This is a genomic window from Ideonella lacteola, assembly GCF_038066555.1.
In the GTDB taxonomy this organism is placed as follows: Bacteria; Pseudomonadota; Gammaproteobacteria; order Burkholderiales; family Burkholderiaceae_C; genus Ideonella; species Ideonella lacteola.
Genome location: NZ_JBBUTG010000009.1, coordinates 1 through 25,182, shown reverse-complemented (window position 1 = coordinate 25,182; position 25,182 = coordinate 1). Strand labels below are relative to the sequence as shown.

The 25,182-nt window shown below is 64.6% G+C and carries 11 protein-coding genes; 5 read left to right on the top strand and 6 right to left on the bottom strand.

The window, feature by feature from the left end; translation table 11 throughout:
- Window positions 1-232 precede the first annotated feature (232 nt).
- The 3 genes from tal to AACH06_RS14725 are packed head-to-tail and all read left to right on the top strand — an operon-like array spanning window position 233 to window position 3,445.
- On the top strand, window positions 233-1,189 hold the full coding sequence (gene tal / locus AACH06_RS14735; protein ID WP_341426496.1) for a transaldolase: 957 nt from the start codon (window positions 233-235) through the stop codon (window positions 1,187-1,189).
- Complete coding sequence (gene pgi / locus AACH06_RS14730) at window positions 1,182-2,783, top strand: glucose-6-phosphate isomerase (protein ID WP_341426495.1); 1,602 nt, start codon at window positions 1,182-1,184, stop codon at window positions 2,781-2,783. The genes tal and pgi overlap by 8 nt, the downstream gene beginning before the upstream one ends.
- Window positions 2,780-3,445 (top strand): HAD family hydrolase, encoded by a 666-nt coding sequence (locus AACH06_RS14725; protein WP_341426494.1) that lies wholly within the window; start codon window positions 2,780-2,782, stop codon window positions 3,443-3,445. The genes pgi and AACH06_RS14725 overlap by 4 nt, the downstream gene beginning before the upstream one ends.
- A gap of 3 nt (window positions 3,446-3,448) precedes the next feature.
- On the opposite strand, the gene AACH06_RS14720 is transcribed toward AACH06_RS14725, so the two are convergent.
- Genes AACH06_RS14720 through AACH06_RS14710 form a run of 3 tightly spaced genes read right to left on the bottom strand, consistent with a single transcriptional unit; the run spans window position 3,449 to window position 5,606 of the window.
- Window positions 3,449-4,423, bottom strand: a complete 975-nt coding sequence (locus AACH06_RS14720) for a GlxA family transcriptional regulator (RefSeq protein ID WP_341426493.1) — start codon at window positions 4,421-4,423, stop codon at window positions 3,449-3,451.
- On the bottom strand, window positions 4,420-5,025 hold the full coding sequence (locus AACH06_RS14715; RefSeq protein WP_341426492.1) for a DJ-1/PfpI family protein: 606 nt from the start codon (window positions 5,023-5,025) through the stop codon (window positions 4,420-4,422). The genes AACH06_RS14720 and AACH06_RS14715 overlap by 4 nt, the downstream gene beginning before the upstream one ends.
- Entirely contained in the window at window positions 5,022-5,606 is a 585-nt protein-coding gene (locus AACH06_RS14710) for a cysteine hydrolase family protein (RefSeq protein ID WP_341426491.1), read from the bottom strand. The genes AACH06_RS14715 and AACH06_RS14710 overlap by 4 nt, the downstream gene beginning before the upstream one ends.
- Window positions 5,607-5,877: 271 nt before the next feature.
- On the opposite strand from AACH06_RS14710, the gene AACH06_RS14705 reads away from it, so the two are divergent.
- Together AACH06_RS14705 and AACH06_RS14700 are read left to right on the top strand one after the other, a co-directional pair.
- Window positions 5,878-7,635, top strand: a complete 1,758-nt coding sequence (locus AACH06_RS14705) for a type I secretion system permease/ATPase (RefSeq protein WP_341426490.1) — start codon at window positions 5,878-5,880, stop codon at window positions 7,633-7,635.
- Entirely contained in the window at window positions 7,632-8,969 is a 1,338-nt protein-coding gene (locus AACH06_RS14700) for an HlyD family type I secretion periplasmic adaptor subunit (protein WP_341426489.1), read from the top strand. The genes AACH06_RS14705 and AACH06_RS14700 overlap by 4 nt, the downstream gene beginning before the upstream one ends.
- A 33-nt stretch (window positions 8,970-9,002) precedes the next feature.
- Here the strand turns inward: AACH06_RS14700 and AACH06_RS14695 are convergent, their stop codons facing one another.
- The 3 genes from AACH06_RS14695 to AACH06_RS14685 form a co-directional block, all read right to left on the bottom strand.
- On the bottom strand, window positions 9,003-14,450 hold the full coding sequence (locus AACH06_RS14695) for a beta strand repeat-containing protein (RefSeq protein WP_341426488.1): 5,448 nt from the start codon (window positions 14,448-14,450) through the stop codon (window positions 9,003-9,005).
- Between the two features lie 241 nt (window positions 14,451-14,691).
- On the bottom strand, window positions 14,692-19,221 hold the full coding sequence (locus AACH06_RS14690) for a beta strand repeat-containing protein (protein ID WP_341426487.1): 4,530 nt from the start codon (window positions 19,219-19,221) through the stop codon (window positions 14,692-14,694).
- On the bottom strand, window positions 19,218-24,776 hold the full coding sequence (locus tag AACH06_RS14685) for a beta strand repeat-containing protein (RefSeq protein ID WP_341426486.1): 5,559 nt from the start codon (window positions 24,774-24,776) through the stop codon (window positions 19,218-19,220). Before AACH06_RS14685 ends, AACH06_RS14690 begins: the two co-directional genes overlap by 4 nt.
- Window positions 24,777-25,182: the final 406 nt, after the last annotated feature.

The following is a 25,182-nucleotide window of genomic DNA, read 5'->3' as shown; positions in this document are numbered from 1 at the left end:
GTCAGCGAGGTGAAACAAAGTTACACGCTGAATGATGCATGAGTTTCTTCGGTCGGTCAATTGACCTCAGCCCCCGTGGGTTCCGAGGCAAGCGCGCGCGGGCCGGCGATGGCGCGCCTCGGGCCGGACATGGAGACATCGTTTCCGTAACCCCACCGTAACCGGTGTTGGCGCCATCGGCGTTCTAATCCGGGTTGTCCCGCACAAGCGCCCGCCCGGGCGGCTCTTCACCATGAACCAGCTCGACCAACTCAAGGCCTACACCACCGTCGTGGCCGATACCGGCAACTTCAAGCAGTTGGCGCAGTACGCGCCGCGCGACGCCACCACCAACCCCTCGCTCATTCTCAAGGCAGTGCAGCAGCCGGACTATGCCCCGCTGCTGAAGGAGACTGTGGCGGCACATCGCCAGCTGCCGCTGCCGGAAGTGGTGGATCAGGTGCTGGTGCGCTTCGGTCTGGAGATCCTGAAAGTGGTGCCCGGCCGGGTGTCGACGGAAGTGGACGCGCGCCTGTCGTTCGACACGGCGGCCACCATCGCCCGAGCCCATCACCTGATGGGGCTGTACGAGGCGGCGGGCATCGGCCGCGACCGGGTGCTGATCAAAATCGCCTCCACCTGGGAAGGCATTCAGGCCGCCCGCGTGTTGGAGCGCGAGGGCATCCACTGCAACCTGACGCTGCTGTTCAGCTTCTGCCAGGCGGTGGCGTGCGGCGAGGCCAACGTGAAGCTTATCAGCCCCTTCGTCGGCCGCATCTACGACTGGTACAAGAAGCAGGCGGGCGCCGCCTGGGACGAGGCCGCGATGGCCGGCGCCAACGACCCCGGCGTCAAGTCGGTCACCCAGATCTTCAACCACTACAAGAAGTTCGACATCGCCACCGAGGTGATGGGCGCCAGCTTCCGCAACACCGGGCAGATCCTCGCCCTGGCGGGCTGCGACCTGCTGACCATCAGCCCCGATCTGCTCGCCCAGTTGCAAGGCAGCGAGGCGCCGTTGTCGCCGGCCCTGGACGCCGCGGACGCGAGGCTGCTGGACCTGCACCCGGTCATCTACAACGAGGCAAGCTTCCGCTTCGCCCTCAACGAAGACGCGATGGCCACCGAGAAGCTGGCAGAAGGCATCCGCCTTTTCGCGGCCGATGCCGCCAAGCTCGACAAACTGATCCAGGAGGCCAGCCATGGCTGACGCACCACGATGCGACCACACCGTCGCGTGGACGGCGCTGCGGGGCCACTTCGAGGCCCATGGCCGCGACCTGGATTTGCGAACGGCGTTCGCTGACGATCCTCGCCGGTTCGAGCGCTTCACGCTGCAGGCGCCCGAGGTCTTCGCCGACCTGTCGAAGAACCGATGGGACGAAGTCACCCGTCGCCTGCTCACCGAGTTGGCCGAGGCATGTCAGCTGCCCCAGCGCCGCGACCGCATGCTCGCGGGCGAGCCGATCAATACGACCGAGGGCCGGGCGGTGTTGCACACCGCGCTGCGCGCGCCGCGCGGTGCGGGCGCGCACAGCGCCGAAGTGCACGACGTCCTGGATCGCATGCTGGCCTATGCTGATAGCGTCCGTGCACAGGCTGGCACCACCTACACCGACATCGTCAACATCGGCATCGGTGGGTCGGACTTGGGCCCGCGCATGGCTGCCATCGCGTTGCAGCCGTTCTGCCACCCGGGCTTGCGCTTGCACTTTGTCTCGAACGTCGATGGCCATGACATCACGCCCGTCCTCCAGGGCCTGAAGCCCGAGCGCACGCTGTTCATCATTGCCTCGAAAACCTTCACCACCCAGGAGACGATGGCCAACGCACAGGTGGCCCGCGAATGGTTTGTTGCCCACGGCGGGCAGGACACGGCGCGCCACTTCGTCGGCGTCACCACCAACCTGAAGGCCGCGGCAGAGTTCGGCATTCGCGACACCTTCGGCTTCTGGGACTGGGTCGGCGGGCGCTACTCACTGTGGAGCGCCATCGGGCTGCCATTGGCGATCGCCATCGGCGCCGACCCCTTCCGCGCCTTCCTGGCCGGTGCCCGCGCCATGGACGAGCATTTCGCTGGCGCCCCGCTCGCGCAGAACTTGCCGGTTCAGTTGGGATTGCTGGATGTCTGGTACCGCAACTTTCACGGCTTCACCAGCCGCTCGGTGGCGCCGTATCACCAGGGCTTGTCCCGTCTGCCAGCGTACTTGCAGCAACTCGAGATGGAGTCCAACGGCAAGGGGGTGGACGTTGACGGCCACACGCTGCCCTACGGCACCAGCCCCGTCGTCTGGGGCGAGCCCGGCACCAACGGCCAGCATGCCTATTTCCAGATGCTGCACCAGGGCACGGACGTGGTGCCGGTCGAATTCATCGCGGTGAAAACCCCCAGCCACGGCCACGGCGACTTGCATACCAAGCTGTTGGCCAACTGCCTCGCGCAAAGCCAGGCCCTCATGCTGGGCAAGACGGCCGCCGAAGCGGCCACCGAGAGAGCCCCCACGGCATCGCCGACCTTGGACCGCGATGTGCTCGCCAAGCACCGCAGCTTCCCCGGCAACCGCCCGAGCACCACCTTGCTGCTGTCGGCCCTGAACCCGCGTTCTTTCGGAGCGCTGATCGCGCTCTACGAACACCGGGTGTTCACCAGCGGCGCCATCTGGGGCATCAACAGCTTCGACCAATGGGGTGTGGAGCTGGGCAAGGCCCTGTGCAACCAGTTGCTGCCGCGCTTCGCGTCGGGCGATGCGGCCGGGCTGGATGCATCCACCGCGGGCCTGCTGGCGATGTTGAGGGCTGGATGACGAGCGCCATCGACTCGCCCGCTTTACCTGGCGACTTGGCCGTCGTCTTCGATTTCGGCCGCGTCGTCTTTGACTGGCAGCCCGAGGCCTTGCTTGCTCGCATCCTGCCGCACCGCGTAGGCAGCGCCGACGCCGCCGCGCACTGGGTGGCGCAGGTGTTCCAGAGTTACCAGGGCGACTGGGGCGACTTCGACAGCGGGCACGTCGACGTGCCCACGCTGGTCAGACGCATTGCCCAACGGACGGGTTTGGCCGAATCAGAGGTGCAGGCCGTGGTGGACGAGGCGCCGCTGTCGCTGCTGCCCTTGCCCGGCACGGTGGCGCTCTTGCAGCGCCTGAAGGCGGCCGGGCGGCGGCTGTACTTCCTGTCGAACATGCCTCTACCGTTTGCCGAGCATCTGGAGCGCTCGCATCACTTCATGGCGTGGTTCGATGGCGGCGTGTTCTCGTCACGCGCCAAAGTGAACAAGCCGGCCGCGGCCATTTTCGACCATGCGCTCGACCAATTCGGCCTGCCGGCGCACCAGTTGCTGTTCATCGACGATCACGGGCCTAACGTCGAGGCCGCCCGCACATTGGGTTGGAACGCCGTGCAGTTCGTTGGGCACGATGAGCTGGAACGCGAGCTGATCGAGCGTCGATTGCTGTCGCTGCAAGACTGAGGCTCAGTTGGGCGGCGATGCGCGGTTGCGCGCGCGCCGCCACTGCCGATCCGAGCGAAACCCGGCGAGCGACACGGCCTGCTTGGTCTGCAGGCCGGCGCGCTGCGCTTCTTGGGCCAGGGCCAGTCGCACCTGCTCGACGTGCTCGCGTGGTGTGATGCCCGCATGTTCGCGAAACAGGCGCGAGAGATGGCGAGGGGTCACGTGGGCCAGGCTGGCCATGCGCTCCAGCGACCAATCTTCGCCGGGCGCTTCCAGAACCGCTGTCTGAACGGCATGAACTGCCGGGTGCAGGTGGCTGCGGCCCGCGAGCAGCGGTGATTGCTCAGGGTCATCGGCGCCGCGCCGGTGAAAAACCACCATCACCTGCGCCACCGCGGAGGCCAGCGCTTCGCCCAAGGTCTGCGAGATCAGGTGCAGCGCGAGATCGATGCCCGCCGTCACACCAGCACTGCTGGCGATCGCACCATCCTCGACGAACACGCGATTGGCCACCACCTTCGCCGCCGGCGCCAAGGCTACCAACTCGTCCAGCAACTCATGGTGCGTCGTGACCTGACGGTGCGCCAGCAAACCGGCATCGGCCGCCAGCAATGCGCCAGAGCAGACAGTGAGCAGGCGGCACGCCGATCCCGGCTCAGACAGGCTCGGTGCGACGACTTGGGCCAGCCAATGTCGTGCAGCCAGCCAGGGCGTGCTGCGGCGCACCACCTGTACCGCGTCGCCTGGACGGCCGACCAGCACCACCCAGCTCGGCACCTCCAACCGCTCAGGAAGAGGCTCGATGCCCGACAACGTCAGCCCGACCGAGGACGGCGTGCTGTGCTCGGGGCCGACGAAGCGCATCCGGAAAGCGGGTGGCAGGCCCCGTTTGGCCAACTGGGCGTTGGCGAGGCGAAATGCTTCCGCCGGGCCCCCGACGTCGAGCAACAAGCTGTCCGGCAGCATGACGAACAGCACGTCCACCGGGCCGTTCATGCGGCGATCCAGGGCACGTCGAGTTGCCGGGCGGTTCGCTGCGCCAACTCCATGTCGACGCAGCGTGCCACGAGGTGCAAGCTCATGTCGATGCCGGCGGCGATGCCTGCCGAGGTGACCACGCGACCGCTGTCCACCCAGCGGCGATCGGTGACGACCTGCAGTGCAGGGTGGCGATGCGCCAGATCGGCCGCATCTTCCCAGTGGGTGGTTGCCTTGCCGTCACGCAAGATGCCCGCTGCCGCCAGCACAAAGGCGCCGGTGCAAATCGATGCCGAGATCTGCGCTTCGTGCGAGCGGCGTCGAATCTCCGCCAGCAATGAGGCATCGCCGAGCAGTTGATCGACCACGCCGCCAGGGACCAGCAGCACATCGGCCGGCGGGGCGGATGCCAAAGCGGTGTCCGGCTGCAGCATCAGACCGGCGCGGGCCCTGACTGTCAGCCCGTGGGGCGACGCGGTCGTCAGCTCGAACGGCGCCGCCGCGTCGGGCCAGCGGCGCGCCGCCATTCGGTTGGCGGTGGTGAAAACTTCGTAGGGGCCGGCGAAATCGAGCAACTCGACCTCGTCGAACATCATCAACAGCAGCCGGGTGGTCTTCATGCGGCGTTCGTCGCCCGCTGCAACGCCTGTTCGACCGTGCAGATGGTGGCAAAGCGCCCGGCCAGCACCGTCTCCGTCCGCTCGCGAATCTGCGCTGCCGTCAGCGTGTGGCCCGTGGGCGTCGTCATGTCGAAGGTGAGGGTGGCTTCGGTCACGTAGTCCACCTCCCAGCCCTCGTCGCTGGCATGACGGGTGGTGGTTTCGCAGCACTGCTCCGTACGGATGCCCGCCACGATCAGGCGCCGGATGCCTTGGCTGTGCAGCCACACGGGCAAGCCCGACCCGACCAGCGCGCTGTGCCGGTGCTTCTCGACCACCAGCGCCGCGTCGAACGGCAGCAACTCAGCCATCGGACGGATCAGGCCGCTGGCGTGGGAAAACGGGTTGTCGGCGCTGTTCGGTGCGTCGACGTGGAACACCTGCACGATCGGAATGCCCGCTGCGGCGGCACCGGCGATGAGCCGGTTGGTGCGCTCGAAGAAGGCCGGCGCCTCCGAATCACTCCAGTAGGGCCGTACACGAAACGATTCCTGCACGTCGATGAGCAGGAGGGCGGTGCTGGGGCGGTCGGAAATGGACATGATGATCAATCAGAATCAGTGGCAGAGGACGTCATGATTGACTTGGAAAAGCCCGCGTGCCAGACCGGAGTTGGACCGGATGCGGTCGAATCCGGACATCATCGTTGGAAACGCGTGGCGCAACGCCCGGGCGGCCCGGTGTCGCGACACCGATTCAAAGATCATGTGGATTACGTCGCCGCAATTTGACAGTCGTCGGGGGCCCGTTTTGCGACAATTTCAGGTTCCTCAGAACGGACTGCGCGGCTTTGTCGCAGCCCCCTGCAACCCGATGTCAGCTCCCGCCCGTTCTGCCTTGCCGGAGGCCGAATCCAGCCTGCAACGCTTCGTTCGCCCGCACCTGAAATGGGCGCTCGGGTTCAGCTTGGTCATCAATCTGGCCCTGCTGACACCGTCGTTGTTCATGTTGCAGGTCTACGACCGGGTCCTCGTCACGCGCAGTGTCGAAACACTGGTGATGCTGCTCCTGCTGGCGGGATTCAGCCTGGCGGTTTTTGGCGCGATGGACCAGATTCGAACGCGGCTGCTGACGATGCTGGGCATGTCGCTGGAACGCCGCTATGGCCCGGGCCTGCTCGGGCAACTGATCGTGGCCAATGCGCGGCAGTCCAGTGTTGAACTCGCTGATGGCCTGAAGGACCTGAGCAGCCTGCGCACGTTCCTGTCGGGGCCCGGTGTGGTCGCGCTTTTCGACACGCCGTGGGCCATCGTCTACCTGGTGATCATTGCGTTCTTCGATCCCCGACTGGGAGTTCTGGCGACGTTGGCGGCTCTGATCCTGCTGGCCCTCACGTGGGCCAACAATCGCCTCGTTCGACAGGGGCTGGCACAGATCCAGGACGCGTCTCGTGCCACGGCGCGCTGGGCCGACCGCTGCATGCAGAACGCCGAGGTTGTCACTGCGCTGGGCATGGGCGAGGCGATGACACAGCGTTGGGCTGCTCAGTCGATCAGCGTGCAGGAGGCGACGCTGGCCGCAACATCGCTCAGCGGCAAGTTGGCAGCCATCTCGCGCACGGCCCGCCAGGGTGTGCAGGTGCTGATGCTCAGTGCGGGCGCCTGGTTGGTCATCCGTGAAGGCGCCACACCTGGCGTGATGATCGCCACCACCATCATCCTGGGCCGTGCGTTGGCACCGGTCGAACAACTGATCGGCGGTTGGCAGTCGTTGGTCGAGGCGCGCTTGGCACATCGTCGCCTGCAAGCGCTGCTGGACCGACCCGTCGAAGGCCAGGTTTCAACGTCTCTGCCGATGCCGACCGGCCGGCTCGACGTCGAATCACTCAGCCATGCTGCGCCGCAAAGTGGGCGCGTGTTGCTGCGTCAGGTGAGTTTCAAGGCCGAACCCGGCGAACTGGTGGCCGTGGTGGGGGGCAGCGGCGCAGGCAAGACCACGCTGGCCCGCCTGCTCGTCGGTGTACTCAAGGCCAGTGGAGGCACCGTGCGTCTCGATGGGGCCGACATCCGGCAGTACGACCCTCGTGCCCTCGGCGCGGCACTGGGCTATCTGCCTCAGGATGTCGAATTGTTCGCCGGCACCGTGGCGGAGAACATCGCCCGGTTCACGTCGGCCGAATCTTCGCAGGTCGTGGCGGCCGCGCAGGCCGCGGGCGCCCACGAGCTGATCCTGCGTTTCCCACAGGGTTATGACACGCCGGTCGGCGAGGGCGGGCGCTTGCTTTCCGGCGGCCAGCGCCAGCGCGTAGCACTGGCGCGGGCGCTTTTCGGTGAACCGGCTCTGGTGGTACTGGACGAGCCGGATGCCAGTCTCGATGCGGACGGCGAAGAAGCGTTGATGGCGGCGCTCCAGCGGCTGCGCGCGCGCGGCGCGACGGTGGTGGCGGTCACCCAGCGGCGCCGGTTGCTCTCGGTCGCCGACCGGGTCCTGGTATTGCGTGACGGCGCGATCGAGAGGACTGCGGTCCGGCGTGGGGGCGGGGCCGACATGGTGGCTGATCCGGAACTGCCACAGGCAAGCCAGCCAATGCCCACCGGTGAAGACACTCAAACGCGTGGAGGCCGGGCATGACAACCACGATGAGCGTCACCACGCCGGTCGACTTGCTGGATCAGCGCCTGCGGAATGTGGCTCGCCGGGGGCTGTGGATCATCGGAGCATGGTTCGCGATCTTTACGGCGTGGGCCGTCTGGGCCCCGATCTCCGGTGGCGTTGTTGCACAAGGCATCGTCAAAGTCGAAGCGAACCGGCGCACGGTCACGCACCGTGATGGTGGCACGGTCGCCAGGATTCTCGTGCGCGAAGGCCAGACCGTGCGCCAGGGAGACGTGCTGATCGAGCTCGAGGACGTGCGCGTCGAGGCTTCGGTCGACCTGTTGCGGGCCCAGTTGGCGGCCGATCGGTTGCGCCAGTCGCGCCTGGAGGCTGAAGTGGCAGGCCAGAGCGCCTGGAAAGTGCCCGCCGCGCTGTCCGCCGAGTTCGCCGACGTCAAGCGCTTTGCCGAACAGGCGGCCAAGGAGCGGGCAGCGTTCGTTGCCCGGCAGTCCAACTTGAACGCGCAGCTGGAAGGCGAGCGTCGCCAGGCGCAGGACACCCGGACCGAAATCGAGGTTCGTCTGAAGGAGCGGGAGAACACCAACCGTGCTGCGGCCTTGATGCGCGAAGAGCTGGCGCTGAACCAGAAGCTCGAGCAAGAGCAGTATGTCAACCGCGCCCGTGTGATGGCGATGCAGCGGGGCGTGAGCGAATACGAGTCGCGCCAGTTCGCCAACGAGGCAGAGCTGGCACAGGCGAAGCAACGCCTGGGTGCGCTGGAGGCGCGCGTGCGCGGACTGCGCGATGGTCTGGTGCAGCAGGCGAGCGAAGAACTGCGCGAAGTGGGCGCGCGCATTGCCGACACCGAGCAGCGCCTGCGTTCGAGCAGCGATGATCGCAGCCGGCAGACCGTGGTGGCTCCGGAGTCTGGCCGTTTGGTGAATATGCGAGTCAACACCGCGGGCTCCGCACTCGGTGCCCGCGAGCCCATCGTCGACATCGTGCCAGTCGACGCGCCTCTGCAAGTGGAGGTGCACTTGCCGCTGAACGTGGCTGCCGAGGTGCGCACCGGCACGACCGCGGAGCTCAAGCTGCTGACGGCGGAATCGCGCTACGAGCGCCTGCTCGCGGCAAGAGTGATCGAGATCTCAGCCGATGCGTTGACGGACGAGCGTAGCGGCGCCCCCTACCTGCGCGCGCTGCTGCAGGTGACGCCGGATGATGCTGGCGACGACGCTGGTGGGGTGTTCGGGCGACTGCGCCCGGGCATGGCAGCGGAGGTCTACATCAAGACCACCGAACGCACGCCGATGGCCTTCTTGCTCGAGCCGGTGGGCGGCTACTTTCGCCGCGCTTTTCGCGAGCATTGAGTCTCTACCGGGGAGGCCCCGCCTGACCGCTCGTCAGATACCAAAGATGTATTCCGACACACCGGTGGCGGCGGTGTCGTCCAGCGTGGCGAGCAGCGTGAGCTCACCCGCGCCGACGGTCGAGTTGGTGTCTGCTGACTTGAAGAGGTAGACGGCTGAGTCGCTGCCGTTGTCGACGACGAACACTCGGGTATCGCCGACAGCGTAGTTGCTGTTGGCGTGGCCGATGGCCGTTGCCGCGCTCGCCGCGGTGATGTCACCTGTGATGTCGTGGGCGACGACGATGAGCTCCGCCGACGTGTTGAAACCGTTGGGGCCGTTCATCAGAACCGCGTTCTCGACCGTGGTGTCGCCATCGCCGACGTCAAATGCCGCCTGACTCAGTCGCAGCTTGTCGATGCCCCTGGTGAAGTCCGTGATGAGGTCTGACCCGAGCGAGGAGGTGAGGGCAAAGATGTCGGCGCCAGCACCGCCGCTGAGCCGGTCGTTGCCGGCCATTCCGTCCAGCACATTGTTTGCCGCGTTTCCGACAATCGCATTGGCCAGCGCGTTGCCGGTGCCATTGATGGCCGCGCCGCCAGTCAGCGTGAGGTTCTCGACCTCGGCCTGCAGCGCAAAGCCGATTGACGACTGAACGAGGTCGGTGCCGCCGTGGGCCTGCTCGATGGTCTTGTCGCCGCTGTTGTCCACGACATAGGTGTCGTTGCCCTCCGCGCCGGTCATCGAGTCGGCGCCTGCCACGCCGTCGAGCCGGTTGTCCGCCCAATTGCCGACGATGGTGTTGGCCAACGTGTTGCCGGTTCCGTTGATGGCTGAAAAGCCGGTCAAGGTCAGCTTCTCGACCTCGGCCTGTAGGGTGTGGCTGACGGAGGATTCAACGAGATCGATGCCGCCTGCGGCCTGCTCGATCGTCTTGTCGCCAGCGTTGTCGACGACGTAGGTGTCATTGCCCGCGCCACCGGTCAATGAGTCGGCTCCCGCGCTGCCGTCGAGCACGTTGTTGGCCGCATTGCCGATGATGGCGTTGGCCAACGCGTTGCCCAGACCATGGATCGCCGAAAGGCCCGTCAGCGTGAGGTTCTCGACATTGCCCGCCAATTCGAGGTTGATGGAGGACTGAACAAGATCGGTGCCGCCGCCTGCCTGTTCCGAAATGAAGTCCCTCGCGTTTTCGACGACGTAGGTGTCGTCGCCTGCACCGCCGGTCATCGAGTCGGCACCAGTGCTGCCGTCGAGCACGTTGTTGCCGGCATTGCCGACGATCGCGTTGTCCAGCGAGTTGCCGGTACCGTTGATCGCGGCGCTGCCCGTCAGCGTCAGGTTTTCGACCGAGGCTTGCAGGGTGAAACTAATGGAGGACTTGACGAGGTCGATGCCGGCACCTGTGGCTTCGACAGTCTTGTCGCTGGCGTTGTCGACGACATAGGTGTCGTTGCCCGCACCGCCCGTCAGCACGTTGGCCGCAGCGTTGCCGGTGAGCACGTTGTTCAAGGCGTTTCCGACGCCGTTGATGGAAGCCGTGCCCGTCAACGTCAGGTTCTCGATCTCGGACTGCAGCGCGAAGCTGATGGAGGACTGGACGAGGTCGATCCCGCCACCGGCGACCTCGACGGTCTTGTCGCCGGTGTTGTCGACGATGTAGGTGTCGTTGCCCGAGCCGCCTGTCATCGAGTCGGCGCCCGTCCCGCCGTTGAGCACGTTGCCGGCCACGTTGCCGACGATGGCGTTGGCCAGGGCGTTGCCGGTGCCACTGATGGCGGACGTCCCGGTCAGGGTGAGGTTCTCGACCTCGGCCTGGAGCGTGAAGCTGGCCGATGACTGGACCAGGTCGGTACCACCGCCGGCGGCCTCGATGGTCTTGTCGCCGAGGTTGTCGACGACGTAGGTGTCGTTGCCCGCGCCGCCGCTCATCGAGTCGGCACCTGCGCCGCCGTTGAGCACGTTGCTCGCCAGGTTGCCAGTGATGACGTTGGCCAGCGAGTTGCCGGTGCCGTTGATCGTCGACGTGCCGGTCAGGGTGAGGTTCTCGACCTCGGCCTGCAGCGTGAGGCTGATCGACGACTGCACAAGGTCGATGCCGCCGCCGGCGACTTCAATCGTCTTGTCTCCGGCGTTGTCGACGACGTAGGTGTCGTTGCCCGCACTTCCGGTCATCGAGTCAGCGCCGGTGCCTCCGTTAAGCACATTGCCCGCCGTGTTGCCGGTGAGGACGTTGGCCAGGGTGTTGCCGGTGGCGTTGATCGCCGACGAGCCGGTCAGCGTCAGGTTCTCCACACTGGCCTGTAGCGTGAGGGTGACTGAGGACTGCACGAGATCGGTACCGCCGCCGACGAGCTCGACCGTTTGGTCACCTGCGTTGTCGACGACGTAGGTGTCGTTGCCCTCCGCACCGGTCATGGTGTCGGCACCGGCTGCCCCATTGAGCACATTGTTGCCCGCATTGCCGCGCAAGCTGTTGGCCAAGGCGTTGCCCGTGCCATTGATGTCGGTGTTGTAGATCAGTTCCAGGTTTTCGACATTCGCCTGCAGTACGAAGTTGGCGCCAGAAAACACCACGTCGGTGCCTTCGCCGGCTAGCTCGACGATCTGGTCCGAACTGTTGTTGACCTGGTACTCGTCGTCGCCTGTCCCGCCGATCAGGGTGTCTGCAGCTTCTCCGCCGTACCCGCCCCACAAGGTGTCCTCGCCCGCACCGCCATTGAGAAGATTTGATGCCGAGTTTCCGGCGATGGAATTTCGCAGCGCGTTGCCGGTGCCATTGATGGCCGCCTCGCCAACGAGCGCCAGGTCTTCGACCTGTGCCTGCATCATCACGCTGACGGTGGACATGATCCGGTCATAGCCATCGTCGGCGGACTCCACCACGACATCGCCGGAGTTGTCGATGATGTAAACGTCATTACCGCCATGGCCCGTCAGCGTGTCGGCACCCGCGCCACCGTCGAGCATGTTCTCGCCATCGTTGCCCGTGATGGCATTGGCCAGCGCATTGCCGGTGCCGTCGATGTTCGCACTGCCGGTCAAAGTCAGCCGTTCGAATTCGGACTGCAGCGTGAAGGAGATGGACGAGTTCACCGTGTCGGTGCCAGCGCCCGCAAGTTCGACCAGTTGGTCCGATGCGTTATCGACGAAGTAGACGTCGTCGCCCGTGCCGCCTGTCATCTTGTCGGCACCACTACCACCGTCTAATGTGTCGTTGCCTGCGCCCGCGCCGAGAACGTTCACGGCTTGGTTGCCAACCAGCAAGTTGGCCGCAGCGTTGCCCGTCCCGTTGATGGCCGATGTTCCGGTCAGCGTGAGGTTCTCGATGTTCGCCTGTAGGACGTGGGTGAACGCCACCTGAAGGGTGTCGATGCCGCCATCCGCCAACTCGATGACCGTGTCGGCCGTGTCCGAGAGCACATAGATGTCGTTGCCGGAGCCGCCGGTCAAGGTGTCGATTCCGGCGCCACCGTTGAGCGTGTCATCGCTCGCGCCGCCATCGAGCACGTTTGCGCCGGCGTTGCCGGTGAGCGAGTTGGCCAGGGTGTTGCCGGCACCGCTCAGGTCGGCGCTGCCGGTGAGCACCAGGTTTTCGAGCTCGGGCTGCAGCGTCAAGCTGAAGGCGGATTGCACCGTGTCCACTCCCATCGCGGCTGATTCGACAATCACGTCGGCGAGGCGATCGATGACGTAGGTGTCGTTGCCAGCGCCGCCGCTCATCGTGTCGACGCCCTGGCCGCCGTTGAGAACGTTGGCAGCATCGTTGCCCGTGAGCGCATTGCCGAGCTGGTTGCCTGTCGCGTTGATTGCGGCGTGGCCGGTCAGCTCGATGTTCTCGACGTTGCTCACCAATTGCAGGCTGACCGACGACCGCACCGTGTCGGTTCCGCCGTTGGCCGCCTCGACGATGACGTCTGATGCGTTCGCGATGACATAGGTGTCGTCGCCCGCCCCGCCATCCAGCGTCATGCGGAACAGCGGGTTGGCGAATACCACGACGCTGGCATTAGTTCCGTTGGTGTCCCCGGCGACGAGATTGCTGGCCCACGTCGTGAATACTATCGTGCTACCGTCAAGCGAGATGTGGACCTCTTCGCTGCTGCCGTTGGACAGTTTGCCGCCCGCGGTCTGCGACACCAGGGTCACCGTCCCGGTCTGCATGTCGCGCACGTAAATGTCGGTGATCTGGTTGGTGTCGCCGGACACCAGCGCCTGCATCGTCGACATGACTACATAGCGGCCATCACCGGAGACGGCCACGTCTTGGTCGTAGGTCCCGTATCCGGCGCTCACGCGGACGACTTCCCCGGTCTGCAGGTCCTTCCAGTAGAGCGCGCCCATGCCGTTCCAGTCGTCGTCGAGCATGTGCTCGCCGGTCTCGAACACCACGTAGCGCCCATCGGCCGAGATGCCGCCCACCTTGGCGTCGCCGAACCAGTCGCTGCCGCCATTGCCCGTGACGTTTATGAGTTCACCGGTTTGCAGGTTCTTGACGAAGATGTCCATCTCCTTGTCTGTGTCACCCGCCAAGTTGTTCGACCAGCTGGAGAAAGCCACGTGCTGGCCGTCTGCCGAGATCGTGGCGCTGCTGCTCCCCTGCCCCGACCAGCCAGCGTTGCCTTGGGTACCGTTCGAGTCGACAGATGCCAGGCGTGTCACTCCAGTCAGCACGTCCTTTACGAAGACGTCGCTGCTTGGGTTGGCGTCGTTGTCCACCAAGTTCGAAGCGGTACTTACAAAAGCGACATAGCGGCCATCGTAGGAAACGGAAGATGACGTGGACCCAGCGTTGCTAGCGTTTCCATTCGAATCCGTGGACACTCGGGTGATCGCGCCGGTTCGCATGTCCTTAATGTAGATGTCGACAGTGCCGTTCGTGTCGCCGGCATCAAGATTGGTGGCTCCGGTTTCTATGACGGCAAATCGCCCGTCGCCCGAGATGGTGCCAAGTGTCGTCGGCTGATTCCCGGGAGCACCAGCAGACGTCGACGAGACCTGCGTGACCTGGCCGGTCAGCAGGTCCTTGACATACATGTTGTCGGCGGCTGGGAGGTTGGCGTCTAGTTTCGGGTCGTTGGAGCCAAACGAGACGAAGCGTCCGTCAGCCGAGATCGTCGCGCCCCAGGCCGAGATGCCCCCACGAGGGGGGGTCTGCGAGGTGGCCACTTCCTGGGTGGCGGTTTTCGTGCTGCCGAACAGCGCATCGTTGTGCGTGCCTCCGGTCAACGCGTTTGAGAAGTTGTTCGCGAGGCTGGCGCCCAGCAGACCCGAGCCATCGGCGAAAGTGACATTGGCCTCGCTCAGCAACGATGGCCAGACACCGGTCAACGCAAAGCTCTTCGAGCCACCCTCGAAGGTGACCGCGGCACCGTCGGCAGTCATGCCCAGCGCGAAATCGGCTGCCGAGACGGCGCTGGTGTCGAAACTGAGCAAGTCGGTGGCGGGATCGAAGTCGATCTGCTGCCCGTTGGCGATGGTGGAGTAGAGGTAGACGGTCATGGCGTGGAGTCAGGCGTGGCACAGGCTTCACGCCTGGCCGTCGATCTTGGGCGCGTTCCACTGGCTCCGACGACGCTGTCACTCAGGGCCGAGTCAACCCCCGTTCGTCGGTAGATTTCGTGGCGATTTGGCGCCTAGAGCACCAGTCTATGCAGCTGGGAGGGGGCGCGGGCTCAGCAAATTGCTCATTGCGTGCAAGGACCTGTGGTGAAATGCTGCCACAGGTCGGATCCGGGTCGAGTCACGCGCCCAAGTAGTAGTCGGTGACCGCGGTGGCGTGGTTGTTATCGAGCGTGGCGAGCAGGGTCAGCTCGCTGGCGCTGACGGTGGCGTTGGAGTCCGCTGACTTGAACAGATAGACGGCGGAGTCGTCGCCGTTGTCGACGACGAAAATCCGGGTGTCGCCGGCAGCGTAGTTGCTGTTGGCGTGACCGATGGCGGCGGCAGCGTTGGTGGCGGTGATGCTGCCGACGATGTCGTGGGTGAAGATGACGAGTTCGGCGGATGCGTTGAATCCGTCCGGTCCGCTGATGCGAGCACCGCCGTCGACCCAGTAGTCGCCATCGCCGACGGTCAGGCTGGCCTGGCTCAGCTCTAACTTGTCTACGCCGCTGGTGAAGTCGGTGATGAAGTCGGAGCCGAGCGATGAGGTGAAGACGAAGAAGTCGGCCCCAGCGCCGCCGGTTAGCGTGTCGGAACCGGCCTTGCCGTCTAGGACGTTGGAAACCCCGTTGCCAACCAGCTTGTTGTCTAGCGAATTGCCGGCGCCGTCGATCTCGCCAGAACCGGTCAAGGTGAGGTTCTCGACGGACGCCTGCAGGGTGAAGTCGATGGAGGTCTGCACGAGATCGATACCACCACCGACAGCCTCGAGGGTCTTGTCGCCAGCGTTGTCGACCACGTAAGTGTCATTCCCTGCACCGCCGGTCATCGCGTCGGCGCCCGCGTCACCGTTGAGCACGTTGTTCGCGGCGTTCCCGACGATGGCGTTGGCCAGGGCGTTGCCGGTGCCGTTGATGGCGGTCGAGCCGATGAGGGTCAAGTTCTCAATCGAGTCTTGCAGCGTGAAGCTGGCGGAAGACTGAACCAGGTCGATGCCGCCAGAAGTCTGCTCGATCGCTTTGTCACCAGTGTTGTCAGCCACATAGGTGTCATTCCCTGCACCGCCGGTCATCGAGTCGGCACCAGTGCTGCCGTCGAGCACGTTGTTGCCGGCATTGCCGACGATCGCGTTGTCCAGCGAGTTGCCGGTACCGTTGATCGCGGCGCTGCCCGTCAGCGTCAGGTTTTCGACCGAGGCTTGCAGGGTGAAACTAATGGAGGACTTGACGAGGTCGATGCCGGCACCTGTGGCTTCGACAGTCTTGTCGCTGGCGTTGTCGACGACATAGGTGTCGTTGCCCGCACCGCCCGTCAGCACGTTGGCCGCAGCGTTGCCGGTGAGCACGTTGTTCAAGGCGTTTCCGACGCCGTTGATGGAAGCCGTGCCCGTCAACGTCAGGTTCTCGATCTCGGACTGCAGCGCGAAGCTGATGGAGGACTGGACGAGGTCGATCCCGCCACCGGCGACCTCGACGGTCTTGTCGCCGGTGTTGTCGACGATGTAGGTGTCGTTGCCCGAGCCGCCTGTCATCGAGTCGGCGCCCGTCCCGCCGTTGAGCACGTTGCCGGCCACGTTGCCGACGATGGCGTTGGCCAGGGCGTTGCCGGTGCCACTGATGGCGGACGTCCCGGTCAGGGTGAGGTTCTCGACCTCGGCCTGGAGCGTGAAGCTGGCCGATGACTGGACCAGGTCGGTACCACCGCCGGCGGCCTCGATGGTCTTGTCGCCGAGGTTGTCGACGACGTAGGTGTCGTTGCCCGCGCCGCCGCTCATCGAGTCGGCACCTGCGCCGCCGTTGAGCACGTTGCTCGCCAGGTTGCCAGTGATGACGTTGGCCAGCGAGTTGCCGGTGCCGTTGATCGTCGACGTGCCGGTCAGGGTGAGGTTCTCGACCTCGGCCTGCAGCGTGAGGCTGATCGACGACTGCACAAGGTCGATGCCGCCGCCGGCGACTTCAATCGTCTTGTCTCCGGCGTTGTCGACGACGTAGGTGTCGTTGCCCGCACTTCCGGTCATCGAGTCAGCGCCGGTGCCTCCGTTAAGCACATTGCCCGCCGTGTTGCCGGTGAGGACGTTGGCCAGGGTGTTGCCGGTGGCGTTGATGGCGCCGACACCCGTCAGCGTGAGATTTTCCACCGAAGCCTGCAGCGTCAGGCTGAGGGACGATCGGACGACGTCCGTGCCTCCTCCGACCAGTTCGATGGTTTTGTCGCCCGCATCGTCGACGATGTAGGTGTCGTCACCTGCGCCGCCGGTCATCGCGTCGGCGCCGGCCGCTCCACTGAGGGTGTCGTTGCCCTCTCCTCCGCTGAGCGAGTTGCTGGCGGCGTTTCCCGTGATCGTGTTGTTCAGGCCGTTGCCGGCGCCGTCAATGGCCGCCGAGCCGGTGAGCGTGAGGTTTTCGAGGTAGTTCGTTAGCGTGTAGCTGACGGACGATCTGACCACGTCAGTGCCCCAATCGCCGCCGATGCCATCGTCGGTGCCATCCAGGATGCTGTCGCCGACGTTGTCGACGATGTAGATGTCGTCACCAGGGCCGCCTTCCATCGTGTCGGCGCCGCCCTTGCCGTCCAGGATGTTGTCCTTCCAGTTCCCCTTGAGTGTGTTGTTGGCCGCGTTGCCCGTGGCATTTAGCGCGGTCACGACGTCGGCGAGCGTCAGGTTCTCGACCTCAGCGCCCAGCGTGTAGCTGACCGACGAGGTCACCAGGTCGGTGCCTTGGTTCGCCGCTTCAGTGACCACGTCCCGAGCGTTGTCGACTGTGTAGAAGTCCGAGTCAGCGCCGCCGATCATCGTGTCGGCGCCAAGTCCTCCGTCGAGACGGTCGTACCCTGCTTCGCCCCTGAGTATGTTGCCGGCCGAGTTGCCCATCAGGGAGTTGTTGCCGGCGTTGCCGGTGCCGTTGATGCTGGCCGTTCCTTTGAGCCGCAGGATCTCGACGTTGTCGGGCAGGACATAGCTCATGGCGGTCTCGACTGCATCCCCGAAGCCGCCACCGCCGGTTTCCACCACTTCGACGATCCGGTCTGAAGCGCTCGTGACGATGTACAGATCGTCGCCCCAGCCGCCGGCTAGCGTGGTGGTGAACAGCGGATTGGTCACCACCATTGTGCTGGCAGCCTGGTTGACATCGCCCGAAACTAGGTTCGAGGCCTCGGTACTGAAGACGATGGTACTGCCGTCCAGCGAAAGCTGCGGTACCAGGCTCTGACCATTGCCTGCCAAACCGGCGTGGCTTTGCGACACCAGCCGGACGTTCCCGGTCTGCATGTCCTTGACATAGACGTCGGGGTGCGCGTTGGTGTCTGTCCCGTCTAGCGATTCGGCGGCAACGAAAGCGACATAGCGGCCGTCGCCGGAAATCGAAATGCCAGCCTGGTCAGTCGTACCGGCACCCTTGACACGAGTCAGCTGACCGGTCGACAGGTCCCGCAGGTAGATCGCACCAGCTCCGTCTTGCCCATCGTCCAGCAATGTGGAAGAACTCTCGAAGACGACATAGCGGCCGTTAGCCGAGATGCTCGCGTGCATCGAGTCGCCGCCGACTTGCAGGTCGAGCGCATCGGTGCTCACGCAGGTCAATTGACCCGTGGCGAGGTTCTTGACGAAGATGTCCGAGTTCCCGTCCGTGTCGCCGGTGACCAGATTGCTGGACCAACTGGTGAAGACAACGAAGTTGCCGTCGGCGGAGATGCTGGCATCTCGGCTGCCGAATCCGGAGCTGCCCGCGTTGCCTTTGGTCCCGGAGCTCGACGAAGACACGATTGTCAGCGTGCCGAGCAAGGTGTCCTTGACGAAGACGTCCGACGCTGCATTGGTGTCGCCGGTCACTAGGTTGGTCGCCAGGCTCTCGAATGCCACGTATCGGCCGTCGTTGGTCACCGAAGCGCCAGTGGAGGCGCCGCCTATGCCTTGATGGCCGTCGGTGCCAGTCGAGACACGGGTGACTGCGCCGGTGACCAGGTCCTTCAGGAAGATGTCGCTGACGCCGTTGGTGTCGCCTGATTTGAGGTTGGTTGCATTGCTTTCAAACACCACGCTGCGGCCGTCGCCGGTCACGATGGCCGATTGACTGGTCTGGTTGCCGGGGGCGCCGCCGGCCGTAGCGGAGACGCGCGTGACGTCACCGGTGTCCAGGTTTTTCATCCAGATGTCGTGGACGCCATTGGGGCCGGGGTCACCGGCCTGGTGGACGGCATTCGACTCGAAGACGACGAAACGGCTGTCCGACGAGACCGTCGGGGCGGCCGTGTAGATGCCCGACCCATCGCCGCCGGTCGACACGCTGACGCCTTCGATCACTCGATCGGCCGGGCCACCGATGAGCTGGTCCCCGTAGTCGCCACCCGTAAGGTCGCTTGAGAAGCTGTTGCCGACGTAGGCGTTGACGATCTTGGTGAGGTCGGTGACCACGTTGCCTTCATTCAACGACTCCAGCGTCACTCCCAGGAGTGTCAGGCTCTTCGAGGACCCGACGATGGTGACACCGCTTCCGTCGGGTAGCTCGGTCAGGCTAAGGTGGCTGGCCGAGTTGGACTGCACGATCAAGACGTCATCGGAGGGATCGAAGACCAGTTCGTCGCCGTCGTAGTTGTAGAAAGAAAAGGTCGTCATGGTGGGGGGGCTGAATGCGGAGCTTCGTCGGCGAGATGGCGGTGCGCCGCTCACCCTCCGAATAGGTAGTCAGTGACCACGGTGGCGTGGTTGTTGTCGAGCGTGGCGAGTAAGGTCAGTTCGCTGGCGCTGACGATGGCGTTGGCGTCAGCTGACTTGAACAGGTAGACGGCGGAGTCGACGCCGTTGTCGACGACGAACAGGCGAGTGTCGCCGGCGGCGTAGTTGCTGTCGGCATGGCCGATGGCGGCCGCGGCGCTGGTGGCGGTGATGCTGCCGACGATGTCATGGGTGAAGACGACGAGTTCGGCGGATGCTTTGAACCCATTGGGGCCGCTGATGCGCACACCGCCTTCGACCAGGCGGTCGCCATCGCCGATTCGCAGGCTGGCCTGGTTGAGGCTCAGCTTGTCCGCGCCGCCGTTGAAGTCGGTGATGAGGTCGGAACCGAGCGGCGAGGTGAGGGCGAAGATGTCGTTGCCAGCGCCCCCGGTCATCGTGTCGAGGCCCGCGCCGCCGCTGAGAACGTTGTCCGCAGCATTGCCCGTGATGACGTTAGCCACGGCGTTGCCGGTGCCGTTGATGGCGGATATGCCGGTCAACGTGAGATTCTCGACCAAGTCCTGCAGCGTGAAGCTGACCGAGGATTGCACGAGGTCGATCCCTCCGCCGATAGCCTCTACGATTTTGTCGCCGGCGTTGTCGACGACATAGGTGTCGTTGCCGGCGCCACCGACCATCGAGTCGGCGCCCGCGCCGCCGTTGAGCACGTTGCTCGCCATATTGCCGGCGATCGTGTTGACCAGGGTGTTGCCGGTGCCGTTGATTGCCGAAGAGCCTACCAAGCTGAGGTTCTCGACCTCAGCCTGCAGCGTGAGGCTGATCGAGGTCTGCACGAGGTCGGTGCCGCCGCCAGCAAGTTCGATGGTCCTATCATCGGTGTTGTCGACGATATAGGTGTCGTTGCCCGCGCCACCGGTCAGCACGTTGCCAGCGGAGTTCCCCGTGAGGATGTTGGCCAGCGCATTGCCGGTTCCATCAATGTTGGAGGTGCCGGTCAGAGTGAGGTTCTCGACCGAGTCCTGCAGCGTGAAACTGACGGAGGACTGCACGAGGTCGATGCCACCGCCGATGGCTTCAATGGTCCTGTCGTCATAGTTGTCGACCACGTAGGTGTCGCTGCCCGTGCCTCCGGTCATGGTGTCGGCACCGGCTCCGCCCTTCAGTACGTTGTTGGCGGCGTTGCCGGTGATGACGTTGGCCAGCGCGTTGCCCGTGCCGTTGATGGCGGCCGTGCCGGTGAGCTTCAGGTTCTCGACCTCTGCCTGCAGCGTGAAGCTGACCGAAGACTGCACAAGGTCGGTGCCGGCGCCGATTACCTCGACCGTTCGGTCACCTACGTTGTCGACGACGTAGACGTCGTTGCCGGCGCCACCGGTGAGCGTGTCGGTCCCAGCCCCACCATCGAGCACATTGCCGGCGGCATTGCCGACGATGACGTTGTCCTCGTCGTTGCCGATGCCGTCGATGGCAGACACACCTGTCAAGGTCAGCTTTTCGACCTCGGCCTGCAGCGTGAAACTGGCGGAGGCCAGCACGAGGTCTGCTCCCCCGCCGGCCGTCTCGACGACATCATCGCTGGTGTTGTCGACGACGTAGGTGTCGTTGCCTTCGCCTCCCATGAGCGTGTCGGCACCTGCGGCTCCATCGAGGACGTTGTCGCCGGAGTTGCCGTGGATGGCATTGGCCAGCGCATTGCCGGTGCCGTGGAGGGCCGCCGAACCAGTGAGCGTGAGGCTTTCTATGTTGGCCGCCAGCGTCCAGGTAATGGTGGTCTGCACGAGGTCGACGCCGCCGGCGGCGAGCTCGATGGTCTGGTCGCCGGCATTGTCGACGACGTAGGTGTCGTTGCCGCTGCCGCCGGTCATCGAGTCGGCGCCGGCACCTCCGCTAAGCACGTTGGGGGCCGAGTTGCCGGCGATGGTGTTATCCATCGCATTGCCGGTGCCATTGATGGCCGCGGAGCCGGTCAGTGTGAGCTTCTCGACCTCGGCCTGCAGCGTGTGGCTGATCGACGATTGCACGAGGTCGGTGCCGCCACCATCGAGCTCAATGGTTTTGTCGCCGAAATTGTCGACGACGTAGGTGTCGTTGCCGGCACCGCCCGTGAGCACGTTGGCGGCGACGTTGCCGGCGAGGACGTTGTTCAGCGCGTTGCCGGTACCGTTGATGGCCGATGCTCCGGTCAGGGTGAGGTTCTCGATCTCGGCTTGAAGCGTGACGCTGATGGAGGCCTGGACCCGGTCCGTGCCGCCGCCAGCCAGCTCAATGGTCTTGTCGCCCGTGTTGTCGACGACATAGATGTCGTTGCCGCCCGCGCCGGTGAGGGTGTCCACACCTGCGCCGCCATCGAGCAGATTCGACGCTGCATTGCCGATGATCGAGTTCGCCTGCGTGTTGCCCGTGCCCGAGACAGCCGAGGCACCTGTCAAGATCAGGTTCTCGACGTGGGCAGGCAAGGTGTAGCTGGCTGACGATTGAACGAGATCGACGCCCGCATTGACCTCCTCGACGGCACGGTCGTCGGTGTTGTCGGCGACATAGGTGTCGTTACCTGCGCCGCCCAGCATCACGTCGGCGCCACCTGCACCGTTGAGGACATTCGCCGCGGCGTTCCCCGAGATGAAGTTGTCCAGGACGTTGCCGGTGCCATTGATGGCCGCCGAGCCGGTCAAGCGCAGGTTCTCGATGTAGTTCGACAAGGTCCAGGATACCGATGCCTCGACGTCGTCCGAAACGCTGCCGTCTGCAGTCTCAGTCGTCACGTCGCTGGCGTTGTCCACGACGTAGATGTCGTAGCCTGCGCCGCCCACCATCGTGTCCGCACCGGCGGCCCCATTGAGGACGTTGTCCCCCGAGTTGCCGGTCAGCATGTTGTCCTTGGCGTTGCCGGTGCCATTGAGGGCATCGGCGCCCTGCAGGATCAGGTTCTCGGTCTCGGCCTGCAGGACCCAACCCGTCCCGACGGCCACCACGGTGTCGACGCCGCCGTCGGCGACCTCGACGGTGGAGTCGAGGAAAAAATCGACGTAGTAGGTGTCGTTGCCGCCTCTGCCGATCAGCTGGTCGTTGTCCGCAAAGACGTTGCTGCCACCGCTGAGGACGTTGGCGGCGTCATTGCCCGTGATGACGTTCGATGCCGAATTGCCGGTGCCGTTGATGGCGGCCGAGCCGGTCAGGGTCAGTTTCTCGAAGCTCTCTTCCAGCGTCCAGGAAACCGATGATTCGACCGTGTCGCTGAAATTGTCGTTGTGCGTCTCCACAAGAACGTCGCCGGCGTTGTCCACCACGTAGGTGTCCTCTCCCCAGCCACCGATCAGGGTGTCCGCGCCCGCTCCGCCATCGAGGATATTGTTCGAGTTGTTGCCGGTGATCGTGTTGGCCAGGGTGTTGCCGATGCCGTCGATGTCCGCCGTTCCCAGCAACACGAGTTGCTCGACCTGGCCGGCCAGCGTGAAGCTGACCAAAGACTCGATGGTGTCGATGCCACCACCCACCCACTCGACCACCAAGTCGCCCAGGTTGTCCAAGACGTACGTGTCGTTGCCGGCGCCTCCGGTCAGGGTGTCGGCGCCGGCCTTTCCGTCGAGCACGTTGGCCGTCGCCGAGCCGGTGAGCCGGTCGGCATGGGCGCTGCCGGTGAGGTTCTCGAAGCTGACGAGTCGGTCGGTGCCGGCACCCCCGGTGACCTGCGCCGTTGTCACGGCCAGGCTGACCGTGACGGCCGACGTGGCTTCCTGGTAGCTCGCCGTGTCAATGCCTGCGCCGCCGTCCAGGGTGTCGTTGCCGGCTCCGCCGGAGATCTTGTTGGTTGCCGTGTTTCCGGTGATCTGGTTGTCTTGGCTGTTCCCCTGGCCATCGATCGCTGCACTGCCGGTCAGCAGCAGGCGCTCGACGTTGTCCGAGAGCACGAAGCTGACCGACGACTGCACGCTGTCGGTTCCTTCGTCTGCCGCTTCGATGATGAGGTCCTGGCGATCGACGCGATAGACGTCGTCGCCCCCGCGACCGCGCAGCGTCCATCCTGCCAGGGGGTTGTCGACAGCGAAGACCTGCGTCCACGACGAATCGGGCTGTCCCACCAGGTCGGAGTCATCGCTGCAGAACGAGATCGTCGTGCCATCGGCCGAGATGCTGGCGCCGAAGCTGTTCTCCATCGCCTGCTCACCGTGCGCCCCGACCGACACGCGAGCCACCCTGCCGGTCAGCATGTCCTCGACATACACGTCCAAGTACCCGTTAGTGTCTGTCTCCACCAGTGATTGCGAGGTTGTGAAGACGACGAAGCGGCCACCATCCGAGACGGCCGTGACTTCGTTGTAGCCGCCTGCTGCGATGACGCGGCTCAATTCGCCAGTCTGCAGGTTCTTCAAGTAAACACCGCCGATGCCGTCCTGGCCGTCGTTCAGCACCGTGTCGTCGCTGCGGAACACCACGTGGTGGCCATCCTCTGACATGACCGCGGTCGAATAGTCGGGCAGCGAGAACCCCTCGTTGACACAGACGATATCGTCCGTGGTCACGTTCTTGACGAACCAGTCAGGCTTCCCGTTCGTGTCGTTTTCGACGAGGTTCGTCGACCAGCTCTTAAACAGGACGAATTGGCCGTCCCCCGACAGGACCGCGGCGGTGCTCCAGCCATTTCCCTGAACGCCAGCGCTGGTGCTGGATGCGAGGGTGACCGCGCCGGTCTGGGCGTTCTTGACGAAGATGTCCCGGGCATCGTTGGCATCGCCGCTGACCAGGTTCAAGGCGTCGCTCTCGAAGGCGACCACGTGACCGTCGGCAGAGAGGCTGGCACCATAGGAGCCTCCACCGGATGACTGCGTTCCTGAGCTCGATGTCGAGACACGCGTGAGCGTTCCGGTCTGCCTGTCTTTGAGGAAAATGTCGTTGGTCTGGTTGGTGTCTGCGGTCACCAGATCGGTCGCCGAGCTTTCAAAGGCCACGTAGCGCCCGTTGGACGAAACCGAGGGAGCGAGGCTGCCTGTTCCCCAGTCGCCAGGCCCCGCCGGCTTGCCGGTCGACGTGGTGGAGACTCGGTAGAGCGAGCCAGTCTGCAGGTCCTTGAGGAAGATGTCGTAGATGCTGTTGCTGTCACCTCCGGCAATGGTTGTGCTGTCGCTCGAGAAGACGACATAGCGACCGGTGGACGACACGTCGGGCGACAGTGATTGTCGATCACCCGCACTGCCAGTGACGGTTTCGGAGATACGGTCTATGCCCTGGGCCGCGTGGAACCCGAGCAACAGGTCGTCGTGGCTACTCCCGCTCAGGTCCGTCGCGAATCCGTTGGCGCTGCAACTGTTGACCAGCAAGGAGCCGTCGCTGAACTGCACGTTGTCCTGGTTCAGCTCTGCAAGGTTCACGCTGGCCAGCGTGAACGTCTTGCTGCCATTCGACCATTGGACGCCTGCACCGTCGGGCAGCACGGTCAGCGTGAAGTCGGCCGCCGAGAAGCTGCCGGTATCGATGCTGAGGACGTCGACGTCTGGGTCGAAGGAAATGCTGTTGCCGTCGGCAATGGCGGAATAGAGGTAGATGGTCATCGCTGCGCCAAGTTGGACATCGGCGATGCCCCCGGGCGGCGCGGCTCGCTCAAGGCAGGTGGTGAACTGCTGCGAGTGTTCGCTGACTGCTCGATCCGCTCCCTCATGTGCCGGCAGCTCGCCACGAAGGGGCGGCGCCAATCACCCGCCAGTCTAGCAATGGGCGGGGTACCTTGGCTACGTGATTCATTCAGCCGCTGCCAAGCATTTGGCGTTATGGCTTCGCCAGATCGTGACGCCCTTCCAGGTGGAGCCGAATTGCCCTTCGGAGGTCGGCCGCCCGAGGTATCAGGCGCCGAAAATGTAGTCAGGCAGGCTGGTGGAGGCGGTGTTGTCGAGCGTGGTCATCAACGTCAGTTCGTTGGCGCTAACGATCGAATCGGCGTTGCCCGACTTGAACAGGTAG

Bases quoted from the DNA above. Each gene is read 5' to 3' on its own strand.
- tal (WP_341426496.1), top strand. From the start codon at position 233: ATGAACCAGCTCGACCAACTCAAGGCCTACACCACCGTCGTGGCCGAT.
- pgi (WP_341426495.1), top strand. From the start codon at position 1,182: ATGGCTGACGCACCACGATGCGACCACACCGTCGCGTGGACGGCGCTG.
- AACH06_RS14725 (WP_341426494.1), top strand. From the start codon at position 2,780: ATGACGAGCGCCATCGACTCGCCCGCTTTACCTGGCGACTTGGCCGTC.
- AACH06_RS14720 (WP_341426493.1), bottom strand. From the start codon at position 4,423: ATGAACGGCCCGGTGGACGTGCTGTTCGTCATGCTGCCGGACAGCTTG.
- AACH06_RS14715 (WP_341426492.1), bottom strand. From the start codon at position 5,025: ATGAAGACCACCCGGCTGCTGTTGATGATGTTCGACGAGGTCGAGTTG.
- AACH06_RS14710 (WP_341426491.1), bottom strand. From the start codon at position 5,606: ATGTCCATTTCCGACCGCCCCAGCACCGCCCTCCTGCTCATCGACGTG.
- AACH06_RS14705 (WP_341426490.1), top strand. From the start codon at position 5,878: ATGTCAGCTCCCGCCCGTTCTGCCTTGCCGGAGGCCGAATCCAGCCTG.
- AACH06_RS14700 (WP_341426489.1), top strand. From the start codon at position 7,632: ATGACAACCACGATGAGCGTCACCACGCCGGTCGACTTGCTGGATCAG.
- AACH06_RS14695 (WP_341426488.1), bottom strand. From the start codon at position 14,450: ATGACCGTCTACCTCTACTCCACCATCGCCAACGGGCAGCAGATCGAC.
- AACH06_RS14685 (WP_341426486.1), bottom strand. From the start codon at position 24,776: ATGACCATCTACCTCTATTCCGCCATTGCCGACGGCAACAGCATTTCC.